21 protein-coding genes are annotated in these 23267 nt (G+C 65.5%); 14 read left to right on the top strand and 7 right to left on the bottom strand.

Annotation, left to right across the window (positions count from 1 at the left end):
- Window positions 1–2: 2 nt before the first annotated feature.
- Both ACU0DV_RS16325 and ACU0DV_RS16320 read right to left on the bottom strand, forming a co-directional pair.
- On the bottom strand, window positions 3–1382 hold the full coding sequence (locus tag ACU0DV_RS16325; RefSeq protein WP_446242179.1) for a tetratricopeptide repeat protein: 1380 nt from the start codon (window positions 1380–1382) through the stop codon (window positions 3–5).
- A gap of 4 nt (window positions 1383–1386) precedes the next feature.
- On the bottom strand, window positions 1387–2457 hold the full coding sequence (locus ACU0DV_RS16320) for a hypothetical protein (RefSeq protein ID WP_446242178.1): 1071 nt from the start codon (window positions 2455–2457) through the stop codon (window positions 1387–1389).
- A gap of 224 nt (window positions 2458–2681) precedes the next feature.
- Here ACU0DV_RS16320 and ACU0DV_RS16315 point away from each other — a divergent pair, with 224 nt between their 5' ends.
- The 6 genes from ACU0DV_RS16315 (at window position 2682) to ACU0DV_RS16290 (ending at window position 8092) form a co-directional block, all read left to right on the top strand.
- The gene (locus tag ACU0DV_RS16315) at window positions 2682–3473 is read left to right on the top strand and encodes a thymidylate synthase (RefSeq protein WP_446242177.1); all 792 of its coding nucleotides are present in this window, start codon (window positions 2682–2684) and stop codon (window positions 3471–3473) included.
- An 11-nt stretch (window positions 3474–3484) separates the two neighbouring features.
- Window positions 3485–3991: a dihydrofolate reductase gene (locus ACU0DV_RS16310; RefSeq protein ID WP_446242176.1), complete on the top strand. Its 507-nt coding sequence runs from the start codon at window positions 3485–3487 to the stop codon at window positions 3989–3991.
- A gap of 113 nt (window positions 3992–4104) precedes the next feature.
- A complete protein-coding gene (locus ACU0DV_RS16305) occupies window positions 4105–4980 on the top strand; it encodes a hypothetical protein (protein ID WP_446242175.1) in 876 nt (291 codons plus the stop codon).
- A gap of 228 nt (window positions 4981–5208) precedes the next feature.
- On the top strand, window positions 5209–5697 hold the full coding sequence (locus ACU0DV_RS16300) for a hypothetical protein (protein ID WP_446242174.1): 489 nt from the start codon (window positions 5209–5211) through the stop codon (window positions 5695–5697).
- Between the two features lie 140 nt (window positions 5698–5837).
- Entirely contained in the window at window positions 5838–7796 is a 1959-nt protein-coding gene (gene parE, locus ACU0DV_RS16295; RefSeq protein ID WP_370311360.1) for a DNA topoisomerase IV subunit B, read from the top strand.
- Window positions 7793–8092: a hypothetical protein gene (locus ACU0DV_RS16290; protein WP_283982050.1), complete on the top strand. Its 300-nt coding sequence runs from the start codon at window positions 7793–7795 to the stop codon at window positions 8090–8092. The genes parE and ACU0DV_RS16290 overlap by 4 nt, the downstream gene beginning before the upstream one ends.
- 193 nt (window positions 8093–8285) lie before the next feature.
- Here ACU0DV_RS16290 and ACU0DV_RS16285 read toward each other — a convergent pair whose 3' ends face one another.
- Together ACU0DV_RS16285 and ACU0DV_RS16280 are read right to left on the bottom strand one after the other, a co-directional pair.
- On the bottom strand, window positions 8286–9251 hold the full coding sequence (locus tag ACU0DV_RS16285; protein ID WP_446242173.1) for an MYG1 family protein: 966 nt from the start codon (window positions 9249–9251) through the stop codon (window positions 8286–8288).
- A 71-nt stretch (window positions 9252–9322) separates the two neighbouring features.
- Complete coding sequence (locus ACU0DV_RS16280) at window positions 9323–9634, bottom strand: ETC complex I subunit (RefSeq protein WP_100928171.1); 312 nt, start codon at window positions 9632–9634, stop codon at window positions 9323–9325.
- Between the two features lie 587 nt (window positions 9635–10221).
- On the opposite strand from ACU0DV_RS16280, the gene uvrB reads away from it, so the two are divergent.
- From uvrB to ACU0DV_RS16265, 3 genes are all read left to right on the top strand, one after another.
- Complete coding sequence (gene uvrB / locus ACU0DV_RS16275; RefSeq protein ID WP_446242172.1) at window positions 10222–12417, top strand: excinuclease ABC subunit UvrB; 2196 nt, start codon at window positions 10222–10224, stop codon at window positions 12415–12417.
- Between the two features lie 284 nt (window positions 12418–12701).
- The gene (locus ACU0DV_RS16270; RefSeq protein WP_446242171.1) at window positions 12702–12989 is read left to right on the top strand and encodes a hypothetical protein; all 288 of its coding nucleotides are present in this window, start codon (window positions 12702–12704) and stop codon (window positions 12987–12989) included.
- 283 nt (window positions 12990–13272) lie between these two features.
- Window positions 13273–13461, top strand: coding sequence for a PLD nuclease N-terminal domain-containing protein (locus ACU0DV_RS16265; protein WP_005860190.1), 189 nt, complete (start codon window positions 13273–13275; stop codon window positions 13459–13461).
- A gap of 72 nt (window positions 13462–13533) precedes the next feature.
- On the opposite strand, the gene ACU0DV_RS16260 is transcribed toward ACU0DV_RS16265, so the two are convergent.
- On the bottom strand, window positions 13534–15738 hold the full coding sequence (locus ACU0DV_RS16260; RefSeq protein WP_446242170.1) for an NADP-dependent isocitrate dehydrogenase: 2205 nt from the start codon (window positions 15736–15738) through the stop codon (window positions 13534–13536).
- Window positions 15739–16059: 321 nt separating this feature from the next.
- Here ACU0DV_RS16260 and ACU0DV_RS16255 point away from each other — a divergent pair, with 321 nt between their 5' ends.
- Window positions 16060–17454 (top strand): polysaccharide biosynthesis/export family protein, encoded by a 1395-nt coding sequence (locus ACU0DV_RS16255; protein WP_446242169.1) that lies wholly within the window; start codon window positions 16060–16062, stop codon window positions 17452–17454.
- Between the two features lie 166 nt (window positions 17455–17620).
- A complete protein-coding gene (locus ACU0DV_RS16250) occupies window positions 17621–18307 on the top strand; it encodes a metallophosphoesterase (RefSeq protein WP_283982046.1) in 687 nt (228 codons plus the stop codon).
- 26 nt (window positions 18308–18333) lie between these two features.
- On the opposite strand, the gene ACU0DV_RS16245 is transcribed toward ACU0DV_RS16250, so the two are convergent.
- Together ACU0DV_RS16245 and ACU0DV_RS16240 are read right to left on the bottom strand one after the other, a co-directional pair.
- Window positions 18334–18984 carry a M15 family metallopeptidase gene (locus ACU0DV_RS16245; protein WP_446242168.1) on the bottom strand — a complete coding sequence of 217 codons (651 nt, stop codon included), beginning with the start codon at window positions 18982–18984 and terminating at the stop codon, window positions 18334–18336.
- Between the two features lie 90 nt (window positions 18985–19074).
- Window positions 19075–20436 carry a hypothetical protein gene (locus ACU0DV_RS16240; protein ID WP_446242167.1) on the bottom strand — a complete coding sequence of 454 codons (1362 nt, stop codon included), beginning with the start codon at window positions 20434–20436 and terminating at the stop codon, window positions 19075–19077.
- A 170-nt stretch (window positions 20437–20606) separates the two neighbouring features.
- Between ACU0DV_RS16240 and ACU0DV_RS16235 the strand changes: the two genes are divergently transcribed.
- The 3 genes from ACU0DV_RS16235 to ACU0DV_RS16225 all read left to right on the top strand — a co-directional run bounded on the left by ACU0DV_RS16235 (window position 20607) and on the right by ACU0DV_RS16225 (window position 23254).
- Complete coding sequence (locus tag ACU0DV_RS16235) at window positions 20607–21842, top strand: lytic murein transglycosylase (RefSeq protein WP_446242191.1); 1236 nt, start codon at window positions 20607–20609, stop codon at window positions 21840–21842.
- A gap of 58 nt (window positions 21843–21900) precedes the next feature.
- Complete coding sequence (locus ACU0DV_RS16230; protein WP_446242166.1) at window positions 21901–22683, top strand: oxepin-CoA hydrolase, alternative type; 783 nt, start codon at window positions 21901–21903, stop codon at window positions 22681–22683.
- A 64-nt stretch (window positions 22684–22747) separates the two neighbouring features.
- Window positions 22748–23254 (top strand): DUF2478 domain-containing protein, encoded by a 507-nt coding sequence (locus tag ACU0DV_RS16225; RefSeq protein WP_370311354.1) that lies wholly within the window; start codon window positions 22748–22750, stop codon window positions 23252–23254.
- The last annotated feature ends 13 nt before the right edge of the window (window positions 23255–23267 follow it).

The raw sequence follows: 23267 nt of genomic DNA, 5'->3' as shown, positions 1-23267 counted from the left end.
GATCAGAACACAGATTTCAATCCGAACCGCAGATCCGTACTGCGGTTCTCGTAGAGGTTATAATTGGAGTTCCGGTCGGTGAAGGAAACCCCGACTTCGGGGGCGAAGCCGTAATAGTCGAGCCCGGGCAACAGGAGGTCCACGCCGATCCGGCGCTGCCGGTCCTCCCGTGCGGGTCCGTCGGGCGCCCCGATCCACGGTGCATCGTAGTTGTAGACCCCGTAGTCGAAGCTGAGCGTCGGCAGCACACCCGCGACGGGCCGCGCGAAGGCATAGCTGAGACCGACGCTGCCGTCCTGCCGCCCGACGTTGTAGGCGGCAGAGAACGTCTCGCCCACGCCCATGTCCAGCGTCAGGGCGCCATGCTCGAAGCGTTTCGTCAGCGACAGGCCCGCGTCGCGGCGCTGCGCATCGCCCACCGGGGAATCCAGCCGCTTCACGTCCTCGAACCCGAGCCGCAGGCCAAGGCCCACGGTCGGGCTCAGCCGCTGGTCCAGCCCGAGGTCGAGCCGCGCGATGTCGGCGATGGGCGCGCCGCCCTGCCACTGTCGCCGCAGGCTCAGATGCGCGCGGCCCAGCCGCCCGCCGTCCTTCGCGATGCCCTCCAGCGTCACGGCACCGCCCAGCACCGCGCTGGTGTAATCGCCCGCCTCGGCGCCCGGCACGTCCTTCGCCTCGTCCGACAGGCGCACCGCCGACCCCTGGGCAAAGCCCGAGAACTGCAGGCGCACCCGCGGCGCCAGCGGCTTGATGTAGCGCATCTGCACGCCCGCACCGTAGCGCAGCCCCGACAGCGGCGGCGTCACCTTGACCACGCCGCCCGGAACCGGCGTGTCCTCTGTCGGCGCGTTGTTGAGGTTGTCCGACGGCTGCACGAACAGGTCCATCGCGAACCGCCAGGGCGTGATGCGGCGCACGTGGCGGAAGTCCTCGACCGCGATCTCCTTCAGCCGGTCGTCGGGGGCAAGCTGCATCGCCCGCCGCAGCCAAAGCTGCGCCACACCGTTCTGCCCGGCAAAGCTGCGCATCTGCGCCATCATCATCGCCGAATAGAACCGGTCGCGCGGCGTGTCGGAGGTCTGCCAGGCCACCCGCGCGGTTTCCACCGCCGCCTCGCGCTTGCCAAGCTGCCGCAACGCGCGGGCCTTGATGAACAGCGCCGTCTTGTCCTCCGGCGCCCCCAGCAGCACGCCCTGCGACAGGATCAGAGCGTCCTCGGCACGGCCCGCCATCAGCGCATTGGCCGCGGCCTGCCGGGCCTCGTCGAGCGTGATGCGCAGGGCGTCGGGACGCTCGGTCTGGGCGGTGGCCGGGACGGCCAGAACGCCCGCCGTCAGCAGTACGAACAGCCCCCGGCGCAGCAGGCGGGCCGACCCCGTCATGCGCTCAGCGCTTGGCCTGGAAGACCCCGGTCTCCCGCACCTGGTTGTGGGTCAGGATGATCGGCGAGCCGGTGGAGGTGTCGATGCCCACCGGGCCGGTGCCCTCGACAAAGACGATGCCTGCCACTTCCTCGCCGTTCGGACCGGCGAAAAGGCCCGCCCAGTTGCCGGTGGTCGTCTGTGTGTTCGGCGTGGCGCTGGCGATGTTGGTCGTGTCCTTGTCGACGGAATTCGGGATCTGCAGCGTCGCGTCGGAGGAAGTGATCGTCCAGTCGTCGAAGTTGATCTCTGCCGTGGCGAGCGAGATGAAGTCGCCCACGCCGCCCGCCATCTCCGGCACCTCGACGCCGTTCAGGTCAAAGAACCGCCGGTCCGCGATGATCCCCTCGACCGCGCCCACGTTGTTGAAGTCCTGGATGTCGACCTCGAGCCGCGAGGTGCCCGAGACGTACTGCACCACGGTGTTGGTGCCTTCCTCGACGATGGTCCGCACCGCCGCGTACTCACCCTGGAAGACATAGCTCTGGTTGGCGTTGGGCAGCGATCCGTCGCCGTTCAGGCGCTGCGCCGCCGCACCGCCGAAGCCGTAGCTGACATAGCGGTTGGTGCCCAGGGCGCCGACCTGGCTGTAATCGTCGGGCGAGCGCCGGAAGACCGCGAAGAACTCCGTCGTGGGCGATCCCGCCGTGCCCCGGTCGTTCGCGAAGAAGCCGAAGCTCGACCCGCTGGTGGCGTTGATCCGGGTGGAGGCCGTGGCGTTGCGGCGATAGACGTTGTCGTCCCCGTCGAACGGCACGTTGTCCAGCACCAGCTCGCCCGAGGCGGTGTCGTAGCTCATGCCGCTGACCGTCAGGTCGTCGCTGAACTGCCGCGCGTAGACGTCCGGATCGCTGGGATCGGCTGGCGGCGCCGAGGTGTTGTCATCCGTCGCGCACTCCGCCTCGTCCGAGACAAGAGGCTGGTTGCAGGTCCCCACGCCCACGGAATCCGTGCTGGTCAGGGGGCTGCCGCCGCCGCTGGATGAGCACGCCGCAAGCACACCCGCCAGCGCGAGCGCTGCGAAAATCCGGTACATGATGACTGCCTCAGGTCTTGCCTTTTATTTTGCCGACCAACCTGCGGGACCCCTGTGGAAAAGTCAATCTTCACCGCCCCTTGCCCGCCGGACCCGCGGCAAATGTGCGGCATAATCGTCCCACCCTTGCCCCATTCCAGCGGGACGCACCGCTTTACCCTGCGCGGCACCGGCTATATCTTGCGGCCAACCACGACCCCACCCCCAGAACTGGAGGGATTCCCTTGCACCAGTACCTCGACGCCCTCCGCACTGTCCTCAAGGAAGGCACCGACACCACCGACCGCACCGGCACCGGCACCCGCAGCCACTTCGGCCTGCAGTGCCGCTACCCGCTCGCCGACGGCTTCCCGCTGGTGACCACCAAGAAGCTGCACCTGCGTTCCATCGTGCACGAACTCCTGTGGTTCCTCTCCGGCGACACCAACATCGGCTACCTGAAGGACAACGGCGTCTCGATCTGGGACGAATGGGCAGACGACAACGGCGACCTCGGCCCGGTCTACGGCCACCAGTGGCGCCACTGGCCCTCCCGCAAGGGCGAGATCGACCAGATCGCCACCCTGCTCGACATGATCCGCAACACGCCCGACTCCCGCCGGCTGATCGTCTCCGCCTGGAACCCCACCGACGTGCCCGACATGGCGCTGCCGCCCTGCCACACGCTCTGGCAGGTGCGCATCGCCGGCGGCAAGCTGCACCTCCAGCTTTACCAGCGCAGCGCCGACATGTTCCTCGGCGTGCCGTTCAACATCGCCTCCTACGCGCTGCTCCAGCACATGATCGCCCATGTGACCGGCTACGAACCGGGCGACTTCATCCACACCATGGGCGACGCGCACATCTATTCGAACCACATGGAGCAGGTGGCCCTCCAGCTCTCCCGCACGCCCCGCCCGCTGCCGACCCTGCGCTTCACCCGCGAGGTCACCGACCTCTTCGACTTCCGTTACGAGGATTTCGCCTTCGACAATTACGACCCCGCGCTCGCCATCAAGGCGCCGGTCGCGGTGTAAGGGGGACGCACATGATCACCCTCATCGCCGCCCGCGCCCGGAACGGAGCCATCGGCAAGGACAACCGGATCCCCTGGCACATCCCCGAGGACCTCGCCCTCTTCAAGCGCGAGACGCTCGGAGGCGCCATCGTCATGGGCCGCAGGACGTGGGAATCGCTGCCCTTCAAACCCCTGAAGGACCGCCTGAACATCGTCGTCTCCCGAGACACCACGCTGACCGAGCATGTGGTGTCCAGCGTCGAAGACGCCATCGCCCTGGCGCAGTCCCAAGGCTACTTCCGCATCTACGGCATCGGCGGACAGGGCATCTACGAAGCCCTGCTCCCCCTCGCCCACCGCCTGCTGATCACCGAAGTCGATACGGTTGTGGAGGACGCGGATGCGTTTTTCCCGGCGTTTCATCATTGGCGGCAGACGTCAGAGTGGTCGCCAAACTCAACCAACCAAAATAAGGTGCCAGAAAAATTGAGTTTTTGGGTGAAGGAGTTTCAGAATGCCGTTCAACCTGATCAATGACGGAGACCTACAAAGTGTAAGAAGAACCGTTTTTGCACTTCTTAGCATTCAAGCTTTCCTCTTCGCCACCGATGGCGCTACGATTCTTATCCCAATAATAAGATTCCCCAACAATGCCCCCCGCCTCTCTGGACGAATGGAAGGTTTCAGCCTTCATGCTCATATGCCACCTTTACGCTATTTGGAGAACTCGCGAATTAAACCGAGTAAGCGAAAATGAGTTCAGGAGAACCGCCTCCGAAGAGTTTAACGAAGTCAGCAAGCAGCTGCACGAACACGTAGAAACCTTGAGAGAAGCATCGAACGACTTAAAGGGCCTGAGACACGACGAAAAAAGAAATACGGATTCGACGCATGATATCAAGGAAATCGCACTGATAGCTTCTAAATCCACCGCAAAGTACGCGACCGCCTTCAAAGAAATCGCGAACTCCATGAAAGTCGCCCAAGATGATATTAAGAACTCCATGAATTATCAATCAGACATGGGCAGCGACCATCGTGTGGAAAACCAGATAGACGCCAGCGGCGCGACACCTAAGCAAAAAGAGGCTGCGCTTCGCCTCATTTCCGAAAACAAAAGCACTCTGAGGGCAGTAACGGGAAGACTAAAACTAGCTGAAGAGACATATCCAGACATGATCAAGTTTTCTGAGAGCGCCGCGAAGAAACTCTTAAAAATCACCGAGGACCTGAAAAAGGAAATGCTTTCCTCAGAAAAATTAGCAGCAACTTTGGACAGAAAGCTGCACATAAAAGAAAGAGAGGAAAAGACCAATAGAGCCATTGATCTGACAGAGTCAACAGCGAACCTCCTTCAAAGTTACGCTGAGAAAAATCTAGTGGAAGCTCGTGAAAAACAATTTTATAGAATGAGACGTTTCGACCGCGACATTCCCATGGTCGCGTCAATAGCGGGAATCGCTTTTGCGGTGCTATCACTCTATCAAGCCTACTCAACCCAACTTGCTCCGACGCTCGCCCCTTAAAACCGTAGGGTGCGTGCTCCGCACGCACCATTGTCACGAAGCCGCGCCCGGGACCAAGGCGCACGTGCCGCCTCCATCAGCCACCCACCCGGGCCAGGGCCTTCATCCGGGGCCCCACACCGGCGAAGGCACCCTCCCCACGCGCCAGAACCTCTTGCCGGGCGCCCCTGTCCCCGGCACACTCGCGGCAGACATTTGTCCAGCCCCTTTGCCAGGAAAGCCCGTTTCATGATCCGTGTCCTGACCGCAGCCCTTCTTGCCCTCGCCACAGGGGCCCATGCCGGATGCGCGGTCTGGGACACGCACGATCCCGGCGCCACCGGGCCGGGCAGCCAGCGGGTGATGATCCGCACCGATCTCGAAGACCTCGGGCCGCTCCTCGCGCAGGCCGCCGGCGCCGCCGCGCGGCGGGCAGCGGCGCGGGACCTTGTCTTCGTCGACGTCTTCCTGACCCGCGCGCAGGACATGGTGACGGCCGAGGACCACGGCGAACAGTCGGCCCTCGTCTGGCTGCGCTACAATCCCGGCGGCACGGACCGCATCCGCGGCACCTTCGAGGTCCGCGCCATCGAGGACCCGAAGGGCCTGACCTACAGCCACGGCATGCTCCTGCGCGGCGACGATTACGCGCTGAAGGCGGACATTCCCGAGGGCCGGGTGGACACCGCCGCCGCCGCCCATCCAGACGCCTACACCACCCCCTGCACCGGCGAATGAGCCCCATATCTGCCGAACCCTGCGGATCTCCTGTGTATAGGTAGTGCCCCGGCGCGGCGTTCCCCTTTCGCCGCCCTGCCGCCTCTGCCATACTGCCCCTCAATCAACAGAACAAACCGAGCACGCGTCGAGGGACATACATGGCAGACGATCTCCTCCACTCCGCAGTCGAACCTATTTATGACGCCTCCTCCATCGAGGTGCTGGAAGGGCTGGAACCCGTCCGCAAGCGCCCCGGCATGTACATCGGCGGCACGGACGAACGGGCGCTGCACCACATGGTGGCGGAGATCCTCGACAACTCCATGGACGAGGCGGTCGCCGGCCACGCCAATCGGATCGAGGTCACGCTGCGCGCCGATTACGCCGTGGAGATTCGCGACAACGGCCGTGGCATCCCCATCGACCCGCACCCCAAGTTCCCCGGCAAGTCCGCGCTCGAGGTCATCCTCTGCACGCTGCATGCCGGCGGCAAGTTCTCCGGCGACGCCTACGAGACCTCCGGCGGCCTGCACGGCGTCGGCGCCTCGGTGGTCAACGCCCTGTCGGATTCGATGGTCGTGCAGGTGGCCAAGAACAAGGAGCTCTACGAACAGCGCTTCTCCCGCGGGATCCCGCTCGGCCCGGTCGAGAAGGTCGGCGCCGCCCCCAACCGCCGCGGCACCACCACCACCTTCCACGCCGACGAGGAGATCTTCGGCCACCACCGCTTCAAACCCGCCCGCATGTTCAAGATGGTCCGATCCAAGGCCTATCTCTTCTCGGGCGTGGAAATCCGCTGGAAGTCGGAGATCGACGACAAGGAAACCCCGACGGAGGCGACCTTCCACTTCCCCGGCGGCCTCTCCGACTACCTGACCGAAACGCTGGGCGCCGCCAGCACCTACGCCGACGCGCCCTTCGGCGGGGTGGTCGACTTCCGCGAACGCTTCCAGGTGCCGGGCAAGGTCGAATGGGCGATCAACTGGACGCCCTCCCGCGACGGCTTCATCCAGTCCTACTGCAACACCGTCCCCACGCCCGAGGGCGGCACCCACGAGGCCGGCTTCTGGGCCGCGATCCTCAAGGGCATCCGCGCCTACGGCGAGCTGGTCAACAACAAGAAGGCCGCGCAGATCACCCGCGACGACCTGATGACCGGCGGCTGCGCGCTGGTCTCCTGCTTCATCCGCGAACCGGAGTTCGTCGGCCAGACCAAGGACCGCCTCGCCACGACCGAGGCGCAGCGCCTCGTGGAAAACGCCGTCCGCGACCACTTCGACAACTGGCTCGCCTCCGACACGAAGTCCGCAGGCGCCATCCTCGACTTCCTCGTCCTGAGGGCAGAGGAACGCCTCCGCCGCCGGCAGGAGAAGGAGACCGCCCGCAAGTCCGCCACCAAGAAGCTGCGCCTGCCGGGCAAGCTGACCGACTGCACCGCCAAGTCCCGCGAGGGGACAGAGATCTTCATCGTCGAGGGCGACTCGGCCGGCGGCTCCGCCAAGGGCGCCCGCAGCCGCGAAACCCAGGCCCTTCTGCCGCTGAAGGGCAAGATCCTGAACGTGCTCGGCGCCGCCTCCAACAAGCTGACCTCGAACGCCGAGATCCGCGACCTCTGCGAAGCGCTCGGCGTGTCCCTCGGGACGAAGTTCAACATCGACGACCTGCGTTACGAAAAGGTTATCATCATGACGGACGCCGACGTGGACGGCGCCCATATTGCCTCGCTTTTGATGACATTCTTCTTCACCCAGATGCGCCCGCTGATCGACCAGGGCCACCTCTACCTCGCCTGCCCGCCGCTCTACCGGCTGACCCAGGGGGCGAAGCGGCTTTACGTGGCCGACGACGCCTCGAAAGAGGCCGCGCTGGCCAAGGGTCTGGGCGGAAAGGGAAAGATCGACGTGCAGCGGTTCAAGGGCCTGGGCGAGATGGACGCCAAGGACCTGAAGGAAACCACGATGGACCCCAACACCCGGACCCTGATCCGCGTGACCATCGACGAGGACGAACCGGGCGAAACCGGCGACCTGGTGGAGCGCCTGATGGGCAAGAAACCGGAACTGCGCTTCCAGTACATCCAGGAAAACGCGCGGTTTGCGGTGGAGCTGGACGTTTGAGTGACGAGTTGACGGGCGAACAGCCGCAATCCACCAGCCTGATAAAGCGTATCATTCGCGGCGCGGCGATCGGCGCAGCCATTTTCGCCATTCTTGCGGTCTCGACACTGCTTTTGACCGCCGGAAAAATCGACGGCGCGATGCCGTCTCAGGAGCAGTATCTGTCCGCTTTTCCAGACCGCGACTACGGCCAGTACGTCATGCGATCCGTAATGCGTCTCATGCCCGAGGCCTTGGTGGTCGGCGCCGTGATCGGAGCAGCCTATCAGCTTATCAGGTGGGCTTTTTCTCGCTGACGAGAGCCGCGCCCGGCACCCGAGCACAGACCAAACACCAGCCCCCCTACGCATCCGCGATTCGGCGCCGCATCGGAGAGGTTAACAACCGGCCGTTTCGGCCCCCCGAACCGGCCGGGACTCACCATAAGGAATGGTTAACGCGGCATGGTTAACGCACCGTGCCCCGCGTTCAGCGAAGCACAGGCAAGGCCTACTTCGCCGCCGGTTCGAACACCGCGCCAAGACCCTTGGGCGCGTCCGTCACCGCCTCTGCCACCGCGAGGCGGGCCATTTCCAGCACCGCTTCGCGCGTGTCCGCGACGGCGATGAAGCGGGCGTTGTGGCAGAACTTGGCGCCTTTGACGCCGCTTGCCGCTTCCAGCGCGCTGTCGGTCAGACCGGCCCAGCTTTCCGGCAGATCTGCCCGCGATTCAAAGGTGTTGGAGCCTTTTCGGATGGTGTTCAGCGCCCAGTCGCCGTCGCGCGGATGCACGACGAACAGCAAGTGATCGGCGCCTGCCGCCTCGATGGCGCCGCGGAAGGGCATGCCCATGGGCAGCTCCAGCACGCGGGAGGCGCCGGCCTCCGCGATGGCGGCCATGACCATCGCCTCTGCCCGCCGTTTGGCCGCCTGGCCGCGCACCGCCGCTTCGACGAAGGCGCGGGCGACCGTTAACGAATCCATGAACGCGCGGTCATCTGCCCCGGGGCCCCGGTCGTCGAACACCGGTTTCAGCGTTTCCAGAAGCACCGGTAGGGTCATCCCCGCCAGTGGCCCGGCGACCGACGGCTCCATCGCGCCGTTGTCCAGAAGGTCCACGGGCAGGACGAATTCCCTGTCGAAACAATGGTGTATCTCGTCCACGTCGGCCTCGGGCACGCGCAGCGCGCGGAGGTAGCCGCGGCCGAAGTGCTTCCAGATCAGCCCGAAAGAGCTGTAGGGCGCGCCGTCCTCGCGCTGCGGCACGGGGCGCTGGTGGTGGTCGAAGATGCCCGCCTCGGCGTCGTAGACGCGACCGACATCGTAGACGACCCGCCCGGGCGCCGGAGAGATCCAGTCAACATCCCGTGAGCGCACCAGTTTTGCGTTTGGAAACAAGCGGGTAAGCACCACCGTCGACAGAAGTTCGTCGGCGTGGAAGCCCCCGGAGTGGGTGACGAGATGAGTGGTGTTCATGGCGAGGGTGCTCCGCTAAAGCATTGGATCGCTTCGGAAAATGCCGGCGCCCCCGCCCGCGGTGAAGACGCTCAGTGCGTCCAGGGCGCCCGGCGGTCGGACGCGAAGTTCTCCGCATACCCCCGCGCCCGGATGTTCACCTTCCGCTTCTTCGGCTCCATCACCATCGCGTCGATGCCGTGTTCCTTGGCGTAGGCCAGCGCCGCTTCCTTCGTCTCGAAGCGCAGGCGCACCTGGCTTTGCGTGTCGGCGGAGGAGGTCCAGCCCATCAGCGGGTCAATCGACCTCGGGCTGTCCTGCACGTAGTCGAGATACCAGTGCTTCGTCTTGCCCTGCCCCGAGGACATGGCCGTCTTTGCCGGTTGATAGATGCGAGCCCGCATTTCCACACCTCCATGAATCACAACGGTTATCCGGGATTCCGCGGCGAAGGGCAACATGCTGCGCCGCTCCAATTGTCACAGTGAGCGCTGGCCGGGACAGGGATCGGACGACAAGCAGGCTCAGGTGTCCGACCGGAGACACAGGGAGCGAGGGGTGGGTTCGTGGCACCGGGCCACCGAGCGCTGCTTGTCTCCTTCAAAGCTACATATCAGCTTTCGGTTTTGGCAAATGCTTCCTTTGTGGCAGTCGGGCAGCGTGACACGGGCGATCCGCCGCCAGTCCGCTATTTCCCTTTGTTATCAGATGGCCCTTTCAACCCGCGCCAGAAGGTGCTGCGACCAAAGTTGGTAGGCAGGCGAGCAGTGGATCAGCAGTTCGCGCATGTATTCGGCACTCTGCGAACCCTTGTTCGGCCTCGCCAACGACACGCACGTCAGTCAACCGAGCCCAAACAGGCCGCTCTCCCAGACGTCTTGCAGACAGTTATTGTCAGCATCGGACTAGCGCGAGGCCGCCCTGCGACTTACGTTGCGCTGCAGCGACAGGACCGGCGCTGGACAACCGGGATCGCGCACAGGAGACCCCGATGCACAACAATTCGCCGCAACAGATGCCCATGATGCATGCCGCCGCGCCAGATGTGCGCACGCGCGAAAAGCTCGAAGGCGGCAAGCAGTTCGTCATGCAGACCACCTTCTCTCCGGCGGGCGACCAGCCGACCGCCATCGCGGAGCTTGCCGGCGGCATCGACGAGGGAGAGCGCGACCAGGTGCTTCTGGGTGCGACGGGCACCGGCAAGACCTTCACCATGGCCAAGGTGATCGAACAGACCCAGCGCCCGGCGATCATCCTTGCCCCGAACAAGACATTGGCCGCCCAATTGTACGGCGAATTCAAGGGGTTCTTTCCGGACAACGCGGTCGAGTACTTCGTCAGCTACTACGACTACTACCAGCCGGAGGCCTACGTCGCGCGGTCCGACACCTACATCGAGAAGGAAAGCCAGATCAACGAACAGATCGACCGGATGCGCCACTCGGCCACCCGGGCGCTGCTGGAACGCGACGACGTGATCATCGTGGCGTCCGTGTCCTGCATCTACGGTATCGGCTCGGTCGAGACCTACGGGGCGATGACGCAGGACCTGTTCGTCGGCAAGGAGTATGACCAGCGCAAGATCATGGCCGACCTCATCGCGCAGCAGTATCGCCGCAACGATCAGGGGTTTTCGCGCGGCACCTTCCGGGTGCGCGGCGACGTGCTGGAAGTCTGGCCGGCCCACCTCGAGGACCGTGCATGGCGGCTGTCTTTCTTCGGCGAGGAACTGGAAGGGCTGACCGAATTCGATCCGCTGACCGGCACCAAGACCGACAGTTTCGAGCGCATCCGGATCTACGCCAACTCACACTATGTCACGCCGCGTCCGACGATGCAGCAGGCGATTCAGGGCATCAAGAAGGAGCTGCGCCAGCGGCTCGACCAGCTTGTCGGCGAGGGAAAACTGCTGGAGGCGCAACGGCTTGAGCAACGGACGAACTTCGATCTGGAGATGCTGGAGGCCACCGGCGTCTGCAACGGCATCGAGAACTACTCGCGCTACCTGACGGGCCGCGCGCCGGGCGAACCGCCGCCGACGCTCTTCGAGTTTATCCCTGACAACGCGATTGTATTCGCCGACGAATCCCACGTCTCCGTGCCCCAGATCGGCGGAATGTATCGCGGCGACTACCGGCGCAAGTTCACGTTGGCCGAACACGGTTTCCGCCTGCCGTCCTGCATGGACAACCGCCCCCTCAAGTTCGAGGAATGGGACGCGATGCGCCCGCAGTCGATCTTCGTCTCCGCCACCCCCGCCGCGTGGGAGCTGGAGCAATCGGGCGGCGTCTTCTCCGAACAGGTGATCCGCCCCACCGGCCTTCTGGACCCGCAGGTGGAGATCCGGCCGGTGGAGATGCAGGTGGACGACCTGCTGGACGAGATCCGCAAGGTCGCCGCAAACGGCATGCGCACCCTGGCCACCGTGCTGACCAAACGCATGGCCGAGGACTTGACGGAGTACCTGCACGAACAGGGTATCAAGGTGCGTTACATGCACTCCGACATCGACACCATCGAACGGATCGAGATCCTGCGCGACCTGCGCCTTGGCGCGTTCGACGTGCTGGTGGGGATCAACCTGCTGCGCGAGGGTCTGGACATCCCGGAATGCGGGCTGGTGGCCATTCTCGACGCCGACAAGGAGGGCTTCCTGCGATCCGAGACCTCGCTGATCCAGACCATCGGGCGGGCGGCGCGTAACGCCGATGGGCGGGTCATCATGTACGCCGACCGCATGACCGGATCCATGGAACGCGCCATCGGAGAGACCAACCGCCGCCGCGAGAAGCAGATGGCCTACAACGAGGAACACGGGATCACGCCGGAGACGGTGAAGAAGAACGTCGACGACATCCTCGCCGGGCTCTACCAGGGCGACACCGACCAGTCCCGCGTCACCGCCAAGATCGACCCGAAGCGACAGGGCTCCAACATCGCCGCCGTGCTGGAAGGCTTGCGGACGGACATGCGCAAGGCGGCGGAAAATCTCGAGTTCGAAGAGGCCGCGCGTCTGCGCGACGAGGTCAAGCGGCTGGAGGCGGTGGAACTGGCGGTGGCCGACGACCCGCTGGCCCGACAGCAGGCGGTCGAACGGGCCTCAGAAGAGGCAACAAAGGCCAAGGGCCGTTCGACAGCAGGGCGTCCCGGCCAGCGCGGCGGGAACGTCAAACGGCGCAAGCGGTAGGCTGAAGGGGGCTTTCGGGCGGATTGAGCCGTCGTTTTTCGCAGCCGTGCGGGAGCGGGACGACACATTCGTTCAAAGGCCCGGGAACGCTCTGGGGATGCAAGCGCTGCCGCCTCCCAAGCGCCTATGGCAACAAGCCGCCAGCGGCAAAGAATCCCTTGCAAGACCACTTGAAAAGATGCGCCGCCATGTCATCTTCGCGTCATCCGGGCGCGAGGCTCCGCCCGGCGGCTGCAAGCGCGGGGATCGCGCCTAGAGCGCCATCCTCCCTTCGGGCAAACCCCATGCGTTTCACGCTTATCGCGGCTCTGGCCGCCCTCGTCGCAGGTCCGGTCCTCGCCGATCAGACCACTGGCACCGTCCACAGCTGGACCCCGGCCACCCACACCCTCGTCCTGACCGACAAGACGGTCTGGACCCTGCCGGCGGACCTGCTGGTTCCGGCCGACCTCGCCACCGGCGACCGCATCGACATTTCCTTCCAGTGGAAGGGTGACGACGGCCTTGGCGTGATCCATTCCGTTGCCCGCGTGGCCCCGGCAGATGCGGCCGCCAAGCGCAGCGGTATCTGATATCAGACCCGAACGGGGCCCCGACCGGGGCCCCGCCACGGCGGCCGACCTGCGCCGCCCCCTTGGACGGCAAACAGGACGGCCCGTCACGCATCTGACCGGGTGCCCTCCCCCTTCCCCCGAACAACCACACGAGCGGCCCTTCGCGCCTGCCAAAAGCCGCTCTCAGCGGCCTTGACGCACGCCTGACACGCCCGGCCCCGCCTTGCCAATTTTGACGTCGAGGGAACCCGATGGGCGCGAGCACGTTGTCTCCCCAGATAGCTAAACGGGAGCTGAACCAATGGAATATGGTCTTCTGGGTCTTCTGATCCTCATCGCCGACATCTACGCAATCTACCAGACTCTGACCTCTGGCGCGTCCACGCTCGCCAAGATCGTCTGGACCCTCGCCATCCTGATCCTGCCGGTTCTCGGCTTCATCGCATGGCTGGTGGCCGGTCCGCGCGGCGGCGCACACGCCCGCATCTGACCGCAGGTTCAAAGGCACGAAAAAAGCGGGTCCCTTTCGGGGCCCGCTTTGCTTTTGTCCGGTACGAACGTCTCAGCCGATGATCGCGTTCAGCGTCGGCGAGGGGCGCATCACCGCGGCGACCTTTTCCGGGTCGTTGTGGTAGTAGCCGCCGGTGTCCGCAGGGCTGCCCTGTGCCGCCGCCAGTTCGGAGACGATATCTGCTTCGCCATCGGCCAGCGCCTTGGCGATGGGGGCAAAGTGGGAGGCAAGCTCGGCATCGTCGGACTGCGCGGCCAGCGCCTCGGCCCAGTAACGGGCGAACCAGTAGTGGCTGTCGCGGTTGTCCGGCTCTCCGACCTTGCGCGAGGGCGAGCGGTCGTTGTCGAGGATGCCCTGCGTCGCGGTGTCCACCGCCTCACCCAGAACGCGGGCCTTTTCGTTGCCCTTCTGGTCGGCGAGGAACTTGAACGATTCGCCAAGCGCGCAGAACTCGCCAAGGCTGTCCCAACGCAGGTGGTTTTCGGACTGGAGCTGCTGGACGTGCTTGGGGGCAGAGCCACCAGCGCCGGTTTCAAACAGCCCGCCGCCCTGCATCAGCTTCACGATCGACAGCATCTTGGCGGAGGTCGCCAGCTCGAGGATCGGGAAGAGGTCCGTCAGGTAGTCGCGCAGCACGTTGCCGGTGATCGCGATGGTGTTCTCGCCCTTTGTGATCGTCTCGAGCGAGGCGATGGTGGCTTCGCGCGGGGCCATGATCTCGAATTTGTCGGTGACGCCCTTGGCTTCGAGGATCGGCTTGACCATGGCGATCAGCTCGGCGTCGTGGGCGCGGCTTGCGTCCAGCCAGAAGATCGCGCGGTAGCCCGTGGCCTTCTGCCGTTCGATGGCCAGGTTCACCCAGTCCTCGATCGGCGCCTTCCGGGCCGAGGCCGAGCGCCAGATATCGCCCGCTTCGACGGTGTGCGAATGCAGCACGGTGCCGTCGTCGAGGATCATCTTGACCGTGCCGTCAGCGGGGATCTCGAAGGTCGTCGGGTGGGAGCCGTACTCCTCCGCCTTCTGCGCCATCAGGCCGATGTTCTGCACGGTGCCGGCGGTCGCCGGGTTAAGCTTGCCGTTGGCCTTGAAGAACTCGATGGTCGCGTCATAGACCGGCGCGTAGGAGCTGTCGGGGATCACGCAGTTGGTGTCCGATTCCTTGCCGTCCGGGCCCCAGCCCTTGCCGCCCGCGCGGATCAGCGCCGGCATGGAGGCGTCGATGATGACGTCCGACGGCACGTGCAGGTTGGTGATGCCGCGGTCGCTGTCGACCATGTACATCGGCGGGCGCTGCTCGCGGCAGTCCGCGATGGCCTTGGTGATTTCCGGATCGTCCTTCACCCGCGCCAGCAGGTCGCCCATGCCGGATGCCGGGTTCACCCCCAGCGCGGCCATCTTGTCACCGTACTTCTCGAAGACCGGGGCCAGCCATGCCTTGACGGCGTGACCGAAGATGATCGGGTCGGAGACCTTCATCATCGTGGCCTTCATGTGCAGCGAGAACAGCGTGCCTTCGGCCTTGGTCTTCTCGATCTCTTCGGCAAGGAAAGCGTCCAGCGCCTTGGCCGACATGTAGGTGGCGTCGACGACGGTACCAGCCGGGTAGGAGACGCCCTCTTTCAGGACCGTCTCGCCAGCGGCGGTCTCCAGCACGATCTTCGCGGTCGCGGCCTTGTCCAGCGTGGCAGAGACTTCGTTGGAGTAGAAATCGTCGCCCGACATCGCGGCGACGCGGGTCTTGGAATCGGAAGACCACTCGCCCATGCGGTGCGGGTTCGACTGCGCGAACTTCTTGACGGCAGCGGCGGCGCGGCGGTCGGAGTTGCCCTCGCGCAGGACCGGGTTCACAGCCGAGCCCTTGATGCTGTCGTACTTGGCGCGGACGGCCTTTTCCTCGTCGATGGACGGGGATTCGGGATAGTCGGGAAGTGCGTAGCCCTGGGACTGCAGTTCCTTGACCGCAGCCACGAGCTGCGGGACCGAAGCGGAGATGTTCGGCAGCTTGATCACGTTGGCGTCCGGCTTCTTCACCAGTTCGCCCAGCTCGGCCAGGTCATCGGACTGGCGCTGCTCTGCGGTCAGGGCCTCCGGGAAGGTGGCGATGATGCGGCCTGCGAGGCTGATGTCCTTCGTACCCACCGTCACGCCGGCGGCGGAGGCAAAGGACTGGATGATCGGAAGCAGCGACGCCGAGGCCAGCTCGGGCGCTTCGTCGACCTTGGTGTAGATGATATCGGGCGTGGACGTGTCGGACATGGGATCCCCCTTGTTAACCTTGCGCCCTCTCTAGGCCAAACGCGCAACGGCGTCTACAGTATGCAGCTGTATACAGTGAGCCATTTCGTCGCCCATGCGCTGAAAACGAATTGTTCACTTTCACCCTGTGGAAGATTCTTGCCGATGTTGCAGATTTGCCCCGCTCGTCGGATTTGCTGCAGTGTAGCAGGAGCGTCATGTCGCCATGTGGCCGGAACGCATGTAATTCCGTCAGAGATTGACGGCCCTCGCGGTGCGGCTTGCAAGCCGCGTTGCGCAGGTCGAGAATGAACAAAAGCAAGTTTTGGGACGGGGTAAGATATGAGCGTGACCTCCAAGCGGGCGCAGGGTCGGAGACTTATGCCGAAGGCCGGACGCTGGATCGGTGTTGCGGCGCTGACCCTGGCTCTGACGTCCTGCGGGATCACCTACAACAGCCCCACGGTCAATTCGGCCGCCGACGGCTTCCAGGTGACCGTTCTGGAGATGTCGCCGACCGTCGTGGCAAGTGCCAACCGTTCGGCCTATGCGCCGCAAAGCCTGCCCGCATCGTTCTTTGCCAACGCGGGCGGCGGCAGTGCACGCGGTGTCGGTGCCATCCCGCCGACCCCCTACTTGCCCGACGAATCGCGTGAGACGCTCGAATTCCGGCCGCTGCCCGATGTCGCGCCGCAGCCCTACCGCATCGGCGTGGGCGACGAGCTTCTGCTCGCCACCAAGAGCCGCAACTCCGTCGAGGAACTGTCCGGTCTGCTCGCCGCGGCAAATCAGCGTCAGGGCTACACCGTCCGTGACGACGGCAACATCGCCATCCCCGACGTAGGCTCCATCCCGGTGGCTGGACTGACCATCGAAGAGGCCGAGAACCGTCTGTTCCAGGTGCTCGTCGACAACCAGATCGACCCGACCTTCAGCCTCGAGGTCAGCCGCTTCAACTCGCAGCGCGTGGCCGTAGGCGGCGCCGTGCGCTCCCCGACCATCGTGCCGATCACCCCGAACGACCTGACCCTCGGCGAGGCGATCATCGCCGCCGGTGGCACGGACATCCGCGACCGCGAATTCGCCTCGATCCGCGTGTACCGCCAGGGCACGCTCTACCAGATCCCGCTGGAAACCTACCTCCAGAACCCGGGCATGCAGGACAAGCTCATGCAGGCGGGCGACGCGGTGTTCGTCGATACCTCCTATGACCTCGACCGCGCGCTTGAGTTCTACCGGGCGAAGATCGACGTGATCTCGCTGCGCCAGAGCGCCCGCAACAGCGCCCTGGCCAACCTGCAGTCGGAAATCAACATCCGCCGCGGCGCGCTGGAAGAGGACCGCAGCAACTTCGACCGCCGCGAGAAATATGGCGCCAACGGACGCCAGTACGTTTATCTCGCCGGTGAAGTGCGCGGCCAGAACCGCTTTGCCCTGCCGTTCAACGACCGGGCGACGCTGGCAGACGTGCTTTACAACGAGGGCGGCTTCGACACCACGACCGGCGACCCGTCGGAAATCTACGTGCTGCGCGGCGACCCGCAGGCCGGCTATGGCGACATCGTCATCGCCTACCACCTGAACGCGCGCAACGCGGCGAAGCTGATCCTCGCGACGAAGTTCGAGATGCGCCCGGACGACATCATCTTCATCGAGGAACAGCCGATCACCAAGTGGAACCGCGCCCTGCAGCAGCTGTTCCCCGTCCTGCTCCGCAGCGCACAGAACGCTCTTTGAGCATCTGATCGAAAATTCGGCAGGTGTGACCGTTTTCAAGCACGGTCGCACTTGCTGGGCTGCGAAAACGCCTCATATACAATCCGGTATGAGACTTTTCGGCAAGCCACGCGGGCGTGACCGCGATCAGCAAGCAGTGCGTGCAAACGTCCCCTTCGAAGCGCCCTTGGCGCCAGATGAGGCTTTCTTTGCCATCGGTGACGTGCACGGCTGCCTCCGGCCGCTCGGCAACCTGCTGCTGGAGATCGACAAGCGCGACAGCGCTCCAAAGATCGTGTGCCTCGGCGACATGATCGACCGCGGCGAACATTCCGCCGGTGTCCTGCAACTGCTGTTCGCCATGAGCCGCGAGATGGGCGACCGTTTTGTCTGCCTGCGCGGTAACCACGAAGAGATGATGCTGCGCTACCTTGAAGATCCGGAGCGGCAGGAGTCCCGATGGCTCGGGCATGGCGGGCTGCAGACACTCGCCAGTTTCGGCGTCTCCCGCAGTGGCAAGCGCGATCCGGAAGGGCTGCGCGACCGTCTTCTTTATGCGATGGGGGACGACATGCTGGAGTGGCTGCAGGGCCTGCCCTCACGCTGGCAGACCGGCAACGTGACGACGGTGCATGCCGCCGCTGACCCTGCACTGCCGATGGATTTCCAGTCGACGCAGGTGCTGACCTGGGGCCACCCCGACTTCTTCCGGGTCAACCGCGACGATGGCATCTGGGTGGTCCACGGCCACACCATCACCGAGGACGCCAAGGCGGAGGACGGGCGCATATCCGTCGACACCGGCGCCTACCTCTCGGGCCGCCTAACGGCCGCGCATGTCTACCCCGGCGGTGTCGACTTCATCCAGACCTGAGCCGAAGACAGACGGGAGCGTATCGCTCAGTTGCCGGATTCGGAGAAGTGCTGGTAGTCCTTCGCGGACGACCATGTGCCGCCCCACCCCCAGCCCCGTTTTGTAAAGGCGGTGACGACCGTATCGTCTGGCAGGATGACTCCCGGGACGTCTGGTCGGCGCTCTGACGCCTCGTCGTAGTCCACGCCCGCGTCCGGCGACGTGTGCCGCCCCTGCACATAGGGATTGTGAACCGGGTTGATGTCGATGGCCTTCCCGAGCGCGTGCTGCGACAGCCGCGACGTCCCGGCGACAAGACGGCAGTTGAACGCAGAGGTATTATTGGCCGCCATCGAAAATCCGTCGTCCCCGGCGAACTCGTGCACCGGGCGCATGCTCTGGATCGGGTAACGGGCTGCGTGGATGTCGGCGAAAATGTCCAGCATGGTATCGGCCACCTCTGTCGCGACAACCAGCTGGCCGGTCTGCTCGGCGCCCGCGAAATCCACGTAGGGCACGCTCAGCAGGCGCAGACCGTCGCGGTTGGGGCACGGCAGGTCGGCGTGCCAGCTCACGCCCTGCATCTTCTGCCAGATGTCATCGGGGATGGGCGACTGGCTCCCGCGTTCGGCCAGTGCGGTTGATGCGAAAGCCGTCAGAGCCGCGACGCCCAGAACCGCTGCGATGTGTCGTGTCATCCGCCCGTCTCCCTTTTTCTCGCACGTTCGCGGCATTGGCCCGATGCGGCAAGTGCGGATTTCCCGCCTTTCTCCGGCATGTTCCGACGCTCAGTCCGACAGGTACTTGCGGCTGATGTAGCCCAGCCGGCCCTGCGCATCGCTGACCTCGTACCAGAAGACATTGCGCGATATGCAATCCAGCGCCTGTTCCTTCTGCTCCGTATCGGCCGGGTCCAGCGTGAAGGCGTTGCAGGCCTCGCGGCAGGTGCGTGCACGGTCCTGGTCTCCCGGCGCCTCCAGCGACTGGCTGCCGACGATGGTCAGCGGTTCGCCCAAAGGCACCTCGCGCAGAACGGTCGCGCCAAAGCCCGCCTCTGCGCGAAGGTTCACGAAGTCGGAGACGTTCACCACCTTCACCTGCGGGGAGGCGACCCAGCAGGACGGGAAAGTGACGGCGGTCAGGGCCTCGCGCGCCTTGGCGGCAAGCTCCGCGCGGAAATCGGTCTGGGCGGTGGGGTTGTCCGCTGGCGCATTGGGTCCAGGCAGGTCGGAGAGCGGCGTGGCGGGGTCATGGAAGGCGAAGGGCGCAAGGGCCCGGGAAGTCGTGTCTCCGACCGTCCCGTTTCCGAACCGGAGTGTGCCCAAGGCCTCCGCAGGACCCGCATCGAGCGAGAGGTCGACTTGGCACCGCGTCGTCTGCGCCGCACCAAACGCGGCTTCGGAGCTTATGCGCACCGCACCCGTGCCGAAGCTGTCCACCGTGAAGCCGACCTCCCGGTCGTAGGACGGCAGGTCGGCGGGCGACAGGTCGAGCCGCGCGCCGTCCGCATTGGAACAGGCGTTCTGCAGCGCCGTATCGGCCCCGGAGGCAGGCAGCGCCACCGGCGCCACGGCAATCCCCCATCGTGCGGCATCGCCTACTGTGGAGATCCGGAACACGCCGTTCCCCTCCAGAAGCGCCAGCAACAGCGAATCCGGCAGATCCAGATCCCGGCGCGTCCGCAGCCGGATGACCTCTGCCACGGCGGAGAGGCCCGCGCCAAACGCGGCTTCGGCCTCTGCCCGCGGGATCATGTCCTTGTCGGGGACGACCTGCGGAACGGAAAACCTAAGGACCGCCGAAGGGTGCATTACCCGCGCCCCACGCGCACCGGCGATGAAGATCAGCGCACAAGGCCCTTCGCAGGTCGCACCCTCGGACAGCTGGGTCGCCATCGGCACCTGCGCCACGAGGTCCGCCACCTCCAGTGCGGCAGGCATCGAGCCGCCGCTGCCATCGAGACAGAGCCGCACGGGCCCCTCCCCCAGGTCCCGGATTGCCGAGCGCAGCGCGCGGGCGTCGCCTTCGGCGGGCGAGCCGGAGAGTGTCAGGCTGCACCCGGCATCCGCATCGCCTTCGACGATCTCCGCGGCCCGGGCATCGGGCGCGATCAGGGCGAGGGCGGCGAGGACAGGGATGACACGCAACATGGAGGCTCCGAACCGGTCGATTTCGGCGCGACCCTAGCACAGCCGCAAGTCGAAGCGACCCCGCGGATGGGCTACCGGACGATCGTTGCCGATGCCAGCCGCAGGGGGTGTGTTTGCCGCACGATCCGCTAGACTCGACCGCCAACACCCGAGCAGGAGCCCACACCGTGATCCGATCCGTTTTCCGCGTCCTCTGCCTGTTGACGGTGCTCGCGGCGCCCGCCCACGCGCAGGACCGCGCCGCCGTTCAGACGCAGTTCGAAGGCTGGCTGAGGCAGGAGGTCTGGCCGCGCGCGGAGGCGAAGGGCGTCTCGCGCAACACCTTCGACGCGGCGTTCAAGGGCGTCACGCTGGACTGGGACCTGCCCGACCTCGTGCCGCCGGGCAGCAGGCCGCAGACGCCCAAGCAGCAAAGGCAGGCGGAGTTCGGGCAGCCCGCCAAGTACTTCTCTCGCGGGTCGCTCGACTACGCCACGCGCGAGGGCCGCAAGATGGCAAACGCCTACGCCCGCCCGCTCGCCGCGGCAGAGGCGCGGACCGGCGTTCCCGGGCGCATTGTGCTGGGCATCTGGGGCCGGGAGAGCAACTACGGCAGCGCCGCGATCCCGCACGACGTGTTCCGTGTGCTGGGCACCAAGGGCTTCATGAGCACCCGCGCCGCCTATTTCACCGATGAACTCGTCGCCGCGCTGCAGATCGCGGAGGCCGGACACGCGCCGTCCTCGGCTATGAAGAGCAGCTGGGCCGGGGCGCTGGGGCAGCCGCAGTTCATGCCGACCAACTTCCTGTCCTACGCCACCGATGGCGACGGCGACGGGCACGCCGACATCTGGCGGTCGGAGGCGGACACCATCGCCTCCATCGCGCGCTACCTACAAAGCCACGGCTGGGTGAAGGGCCGCGACTGGGGGTTCGAGGTGACGGTGCCTGCCTCCGTCTCCTGCACGCTGGAAGGACCGGACCAGGGCAAGCGTATCTCCGACTGGGCGGCGATGGGGATCACGCGGGTCAGCGGCCGCCCCTTCCCCGATCACGAGGCGCAGGGCGAGGGATTCCTGTTGATGCCCGCCGGGCGCAGCGGTCCCGCGTTCATCGTCACGCCGAACTTCTACGTGCTCAAGGACTACAACATGAGCGACCTCTACGCGTTGTTCGTGGGGCATGTTGGCGACCGCATCCAGTACAATTCCGGCGATTTCTCTGCCGCCTGGGGTAATGTCGGCGGGCTCTACCGGTCCGACGTGGCCGTGATGCAGAGGGCGCTGGAAAAGATGGGCCACGATGTCGGCGGCGCGGACGGGTTGCCGGGGTTCAAGACCCGCCGCTCCATCGGGCGCTGGCAGGAAAGCCGCGGGGAACCGGCCACCTGTTTCCCCGAAGCGTCGATGAAATCCGCCTTGCGCTGACTTGCATCCCGCCCGGCCTTGCGCCTTTCTGCGCAGGACACGCAGGGAGGAGACCGCGATGACCGACACGGTGTTGAAGGCCGAGCGCAGGGGCGCCGTGCTGGTGCTGACGCTCGACGGGGCCAAGAGCCGCAACTCCATCGGGCCGGAGCTCTATACCGCGCTGCGTGAGGCCGTGATCGATGGCAGCGACGATCCGAGGGTGCGCGCCATCGTCCTGACCGGGTCAAACGGCTATTTCTGTTCCGGCGGTAACATCGCCATGCTGAAGGACTCTGCCAGCCGCCCGCGCGGACAGGTTTCCTCCAACACCGACCTGCTGAACGCGCTGATTCGTGCGGTGCACGACGCGCCGGTGCCGGTGGTTTGCGCGCTCGAAGGCGGGGCGGCGGGGGCCGGTGCGTCCTTGGCGATGGCCTGTGACATGATCGTCGCCGCCGAGGGCGCCAGCCTCGTGATCGCCTACGTCAAGGTCGGGCTGACACCGGATGGCGGCGCCACGCACTTCCTGCGCGGTGCCCTGCCGCGTCAGCTGGTAATGGAAATGTGCATGACCGGACGTCCCATGCCGGTCGAGCGGCTTGCGGACTTCGGCCTCGTGAATGAAATCGCGGCACCGGGCAGCGCCCTCGACCGCGCGCTGGAGATCGCCGAGCGGCTGGCCGATGGACCGGCGGGCGCGCTGGCGTCGATCAAGCACACCGTCAACATGGCGGAGGTCAACGGCCTGACGGCGCAGATGGCGCTGGAGGCAGACGGCATCAACCGGGCACGCTACACGGAGGAGGCGGCGGAAGGTCTGGCCGCCTTCCTCGAAAAGCGCCGCCCGGTCTATCGCTAAAGGCGGGCTTCCCCGGCGGCAGTTGACGGGCTATGTCTGGCAGACCGGGGCCTAGGGAGGAACCATGCTGGGATATGTGAGCGTCGAGGCGCGCGGCGAAAGCGACGTCCTGATCCGCGATGCGGCGATGGCGCTGCACGCGCGCGGCGTGCGGCTGGCGGGCGCGGTTCAGGTGAACTCCGAACGCGACGCGACGCACAAGTGCGACATGGACCTGCACATCCTGTCGGGCTCTGACGTGGTGCGCATCAGCCAGAACCTCGGCGCGCTGTCGCGCGGCTGCCGACTGGACCCGGCGGGCCTCGAACACGCGGTCGGTATGGTCGCCGCGGCGCTGGAGAGCGGCCCGGCGCTTCTGGTGGTCAACAAGTTCGGCAAGCAGGAGCTGGACGGGCGCGGCTTCCGCCCCCTGATCGGGGAGGCGCTGTCGCGCGGGATCGCTGTCCTGACCGCCGTGAACCCCGGCAACCTGCCAGGGTTCCTCGAGTTCGCCGGGGACTATGCCGAGGCACTGCCCCCGGATGTCGATGCGATCGTCGACTGGTGCAACGCCCAGCGTCTGGCCGCCTGACCCGCGCGCTCCG

The sequence above is a fragment of the Sagittula sp. genome (assembly GCF_052825245.1).
The sequence above is the reverse complement of the archived record's forward strand: the minus strand, read 5'-3'. Positions and strand labels throughout refer to the sequence as shown.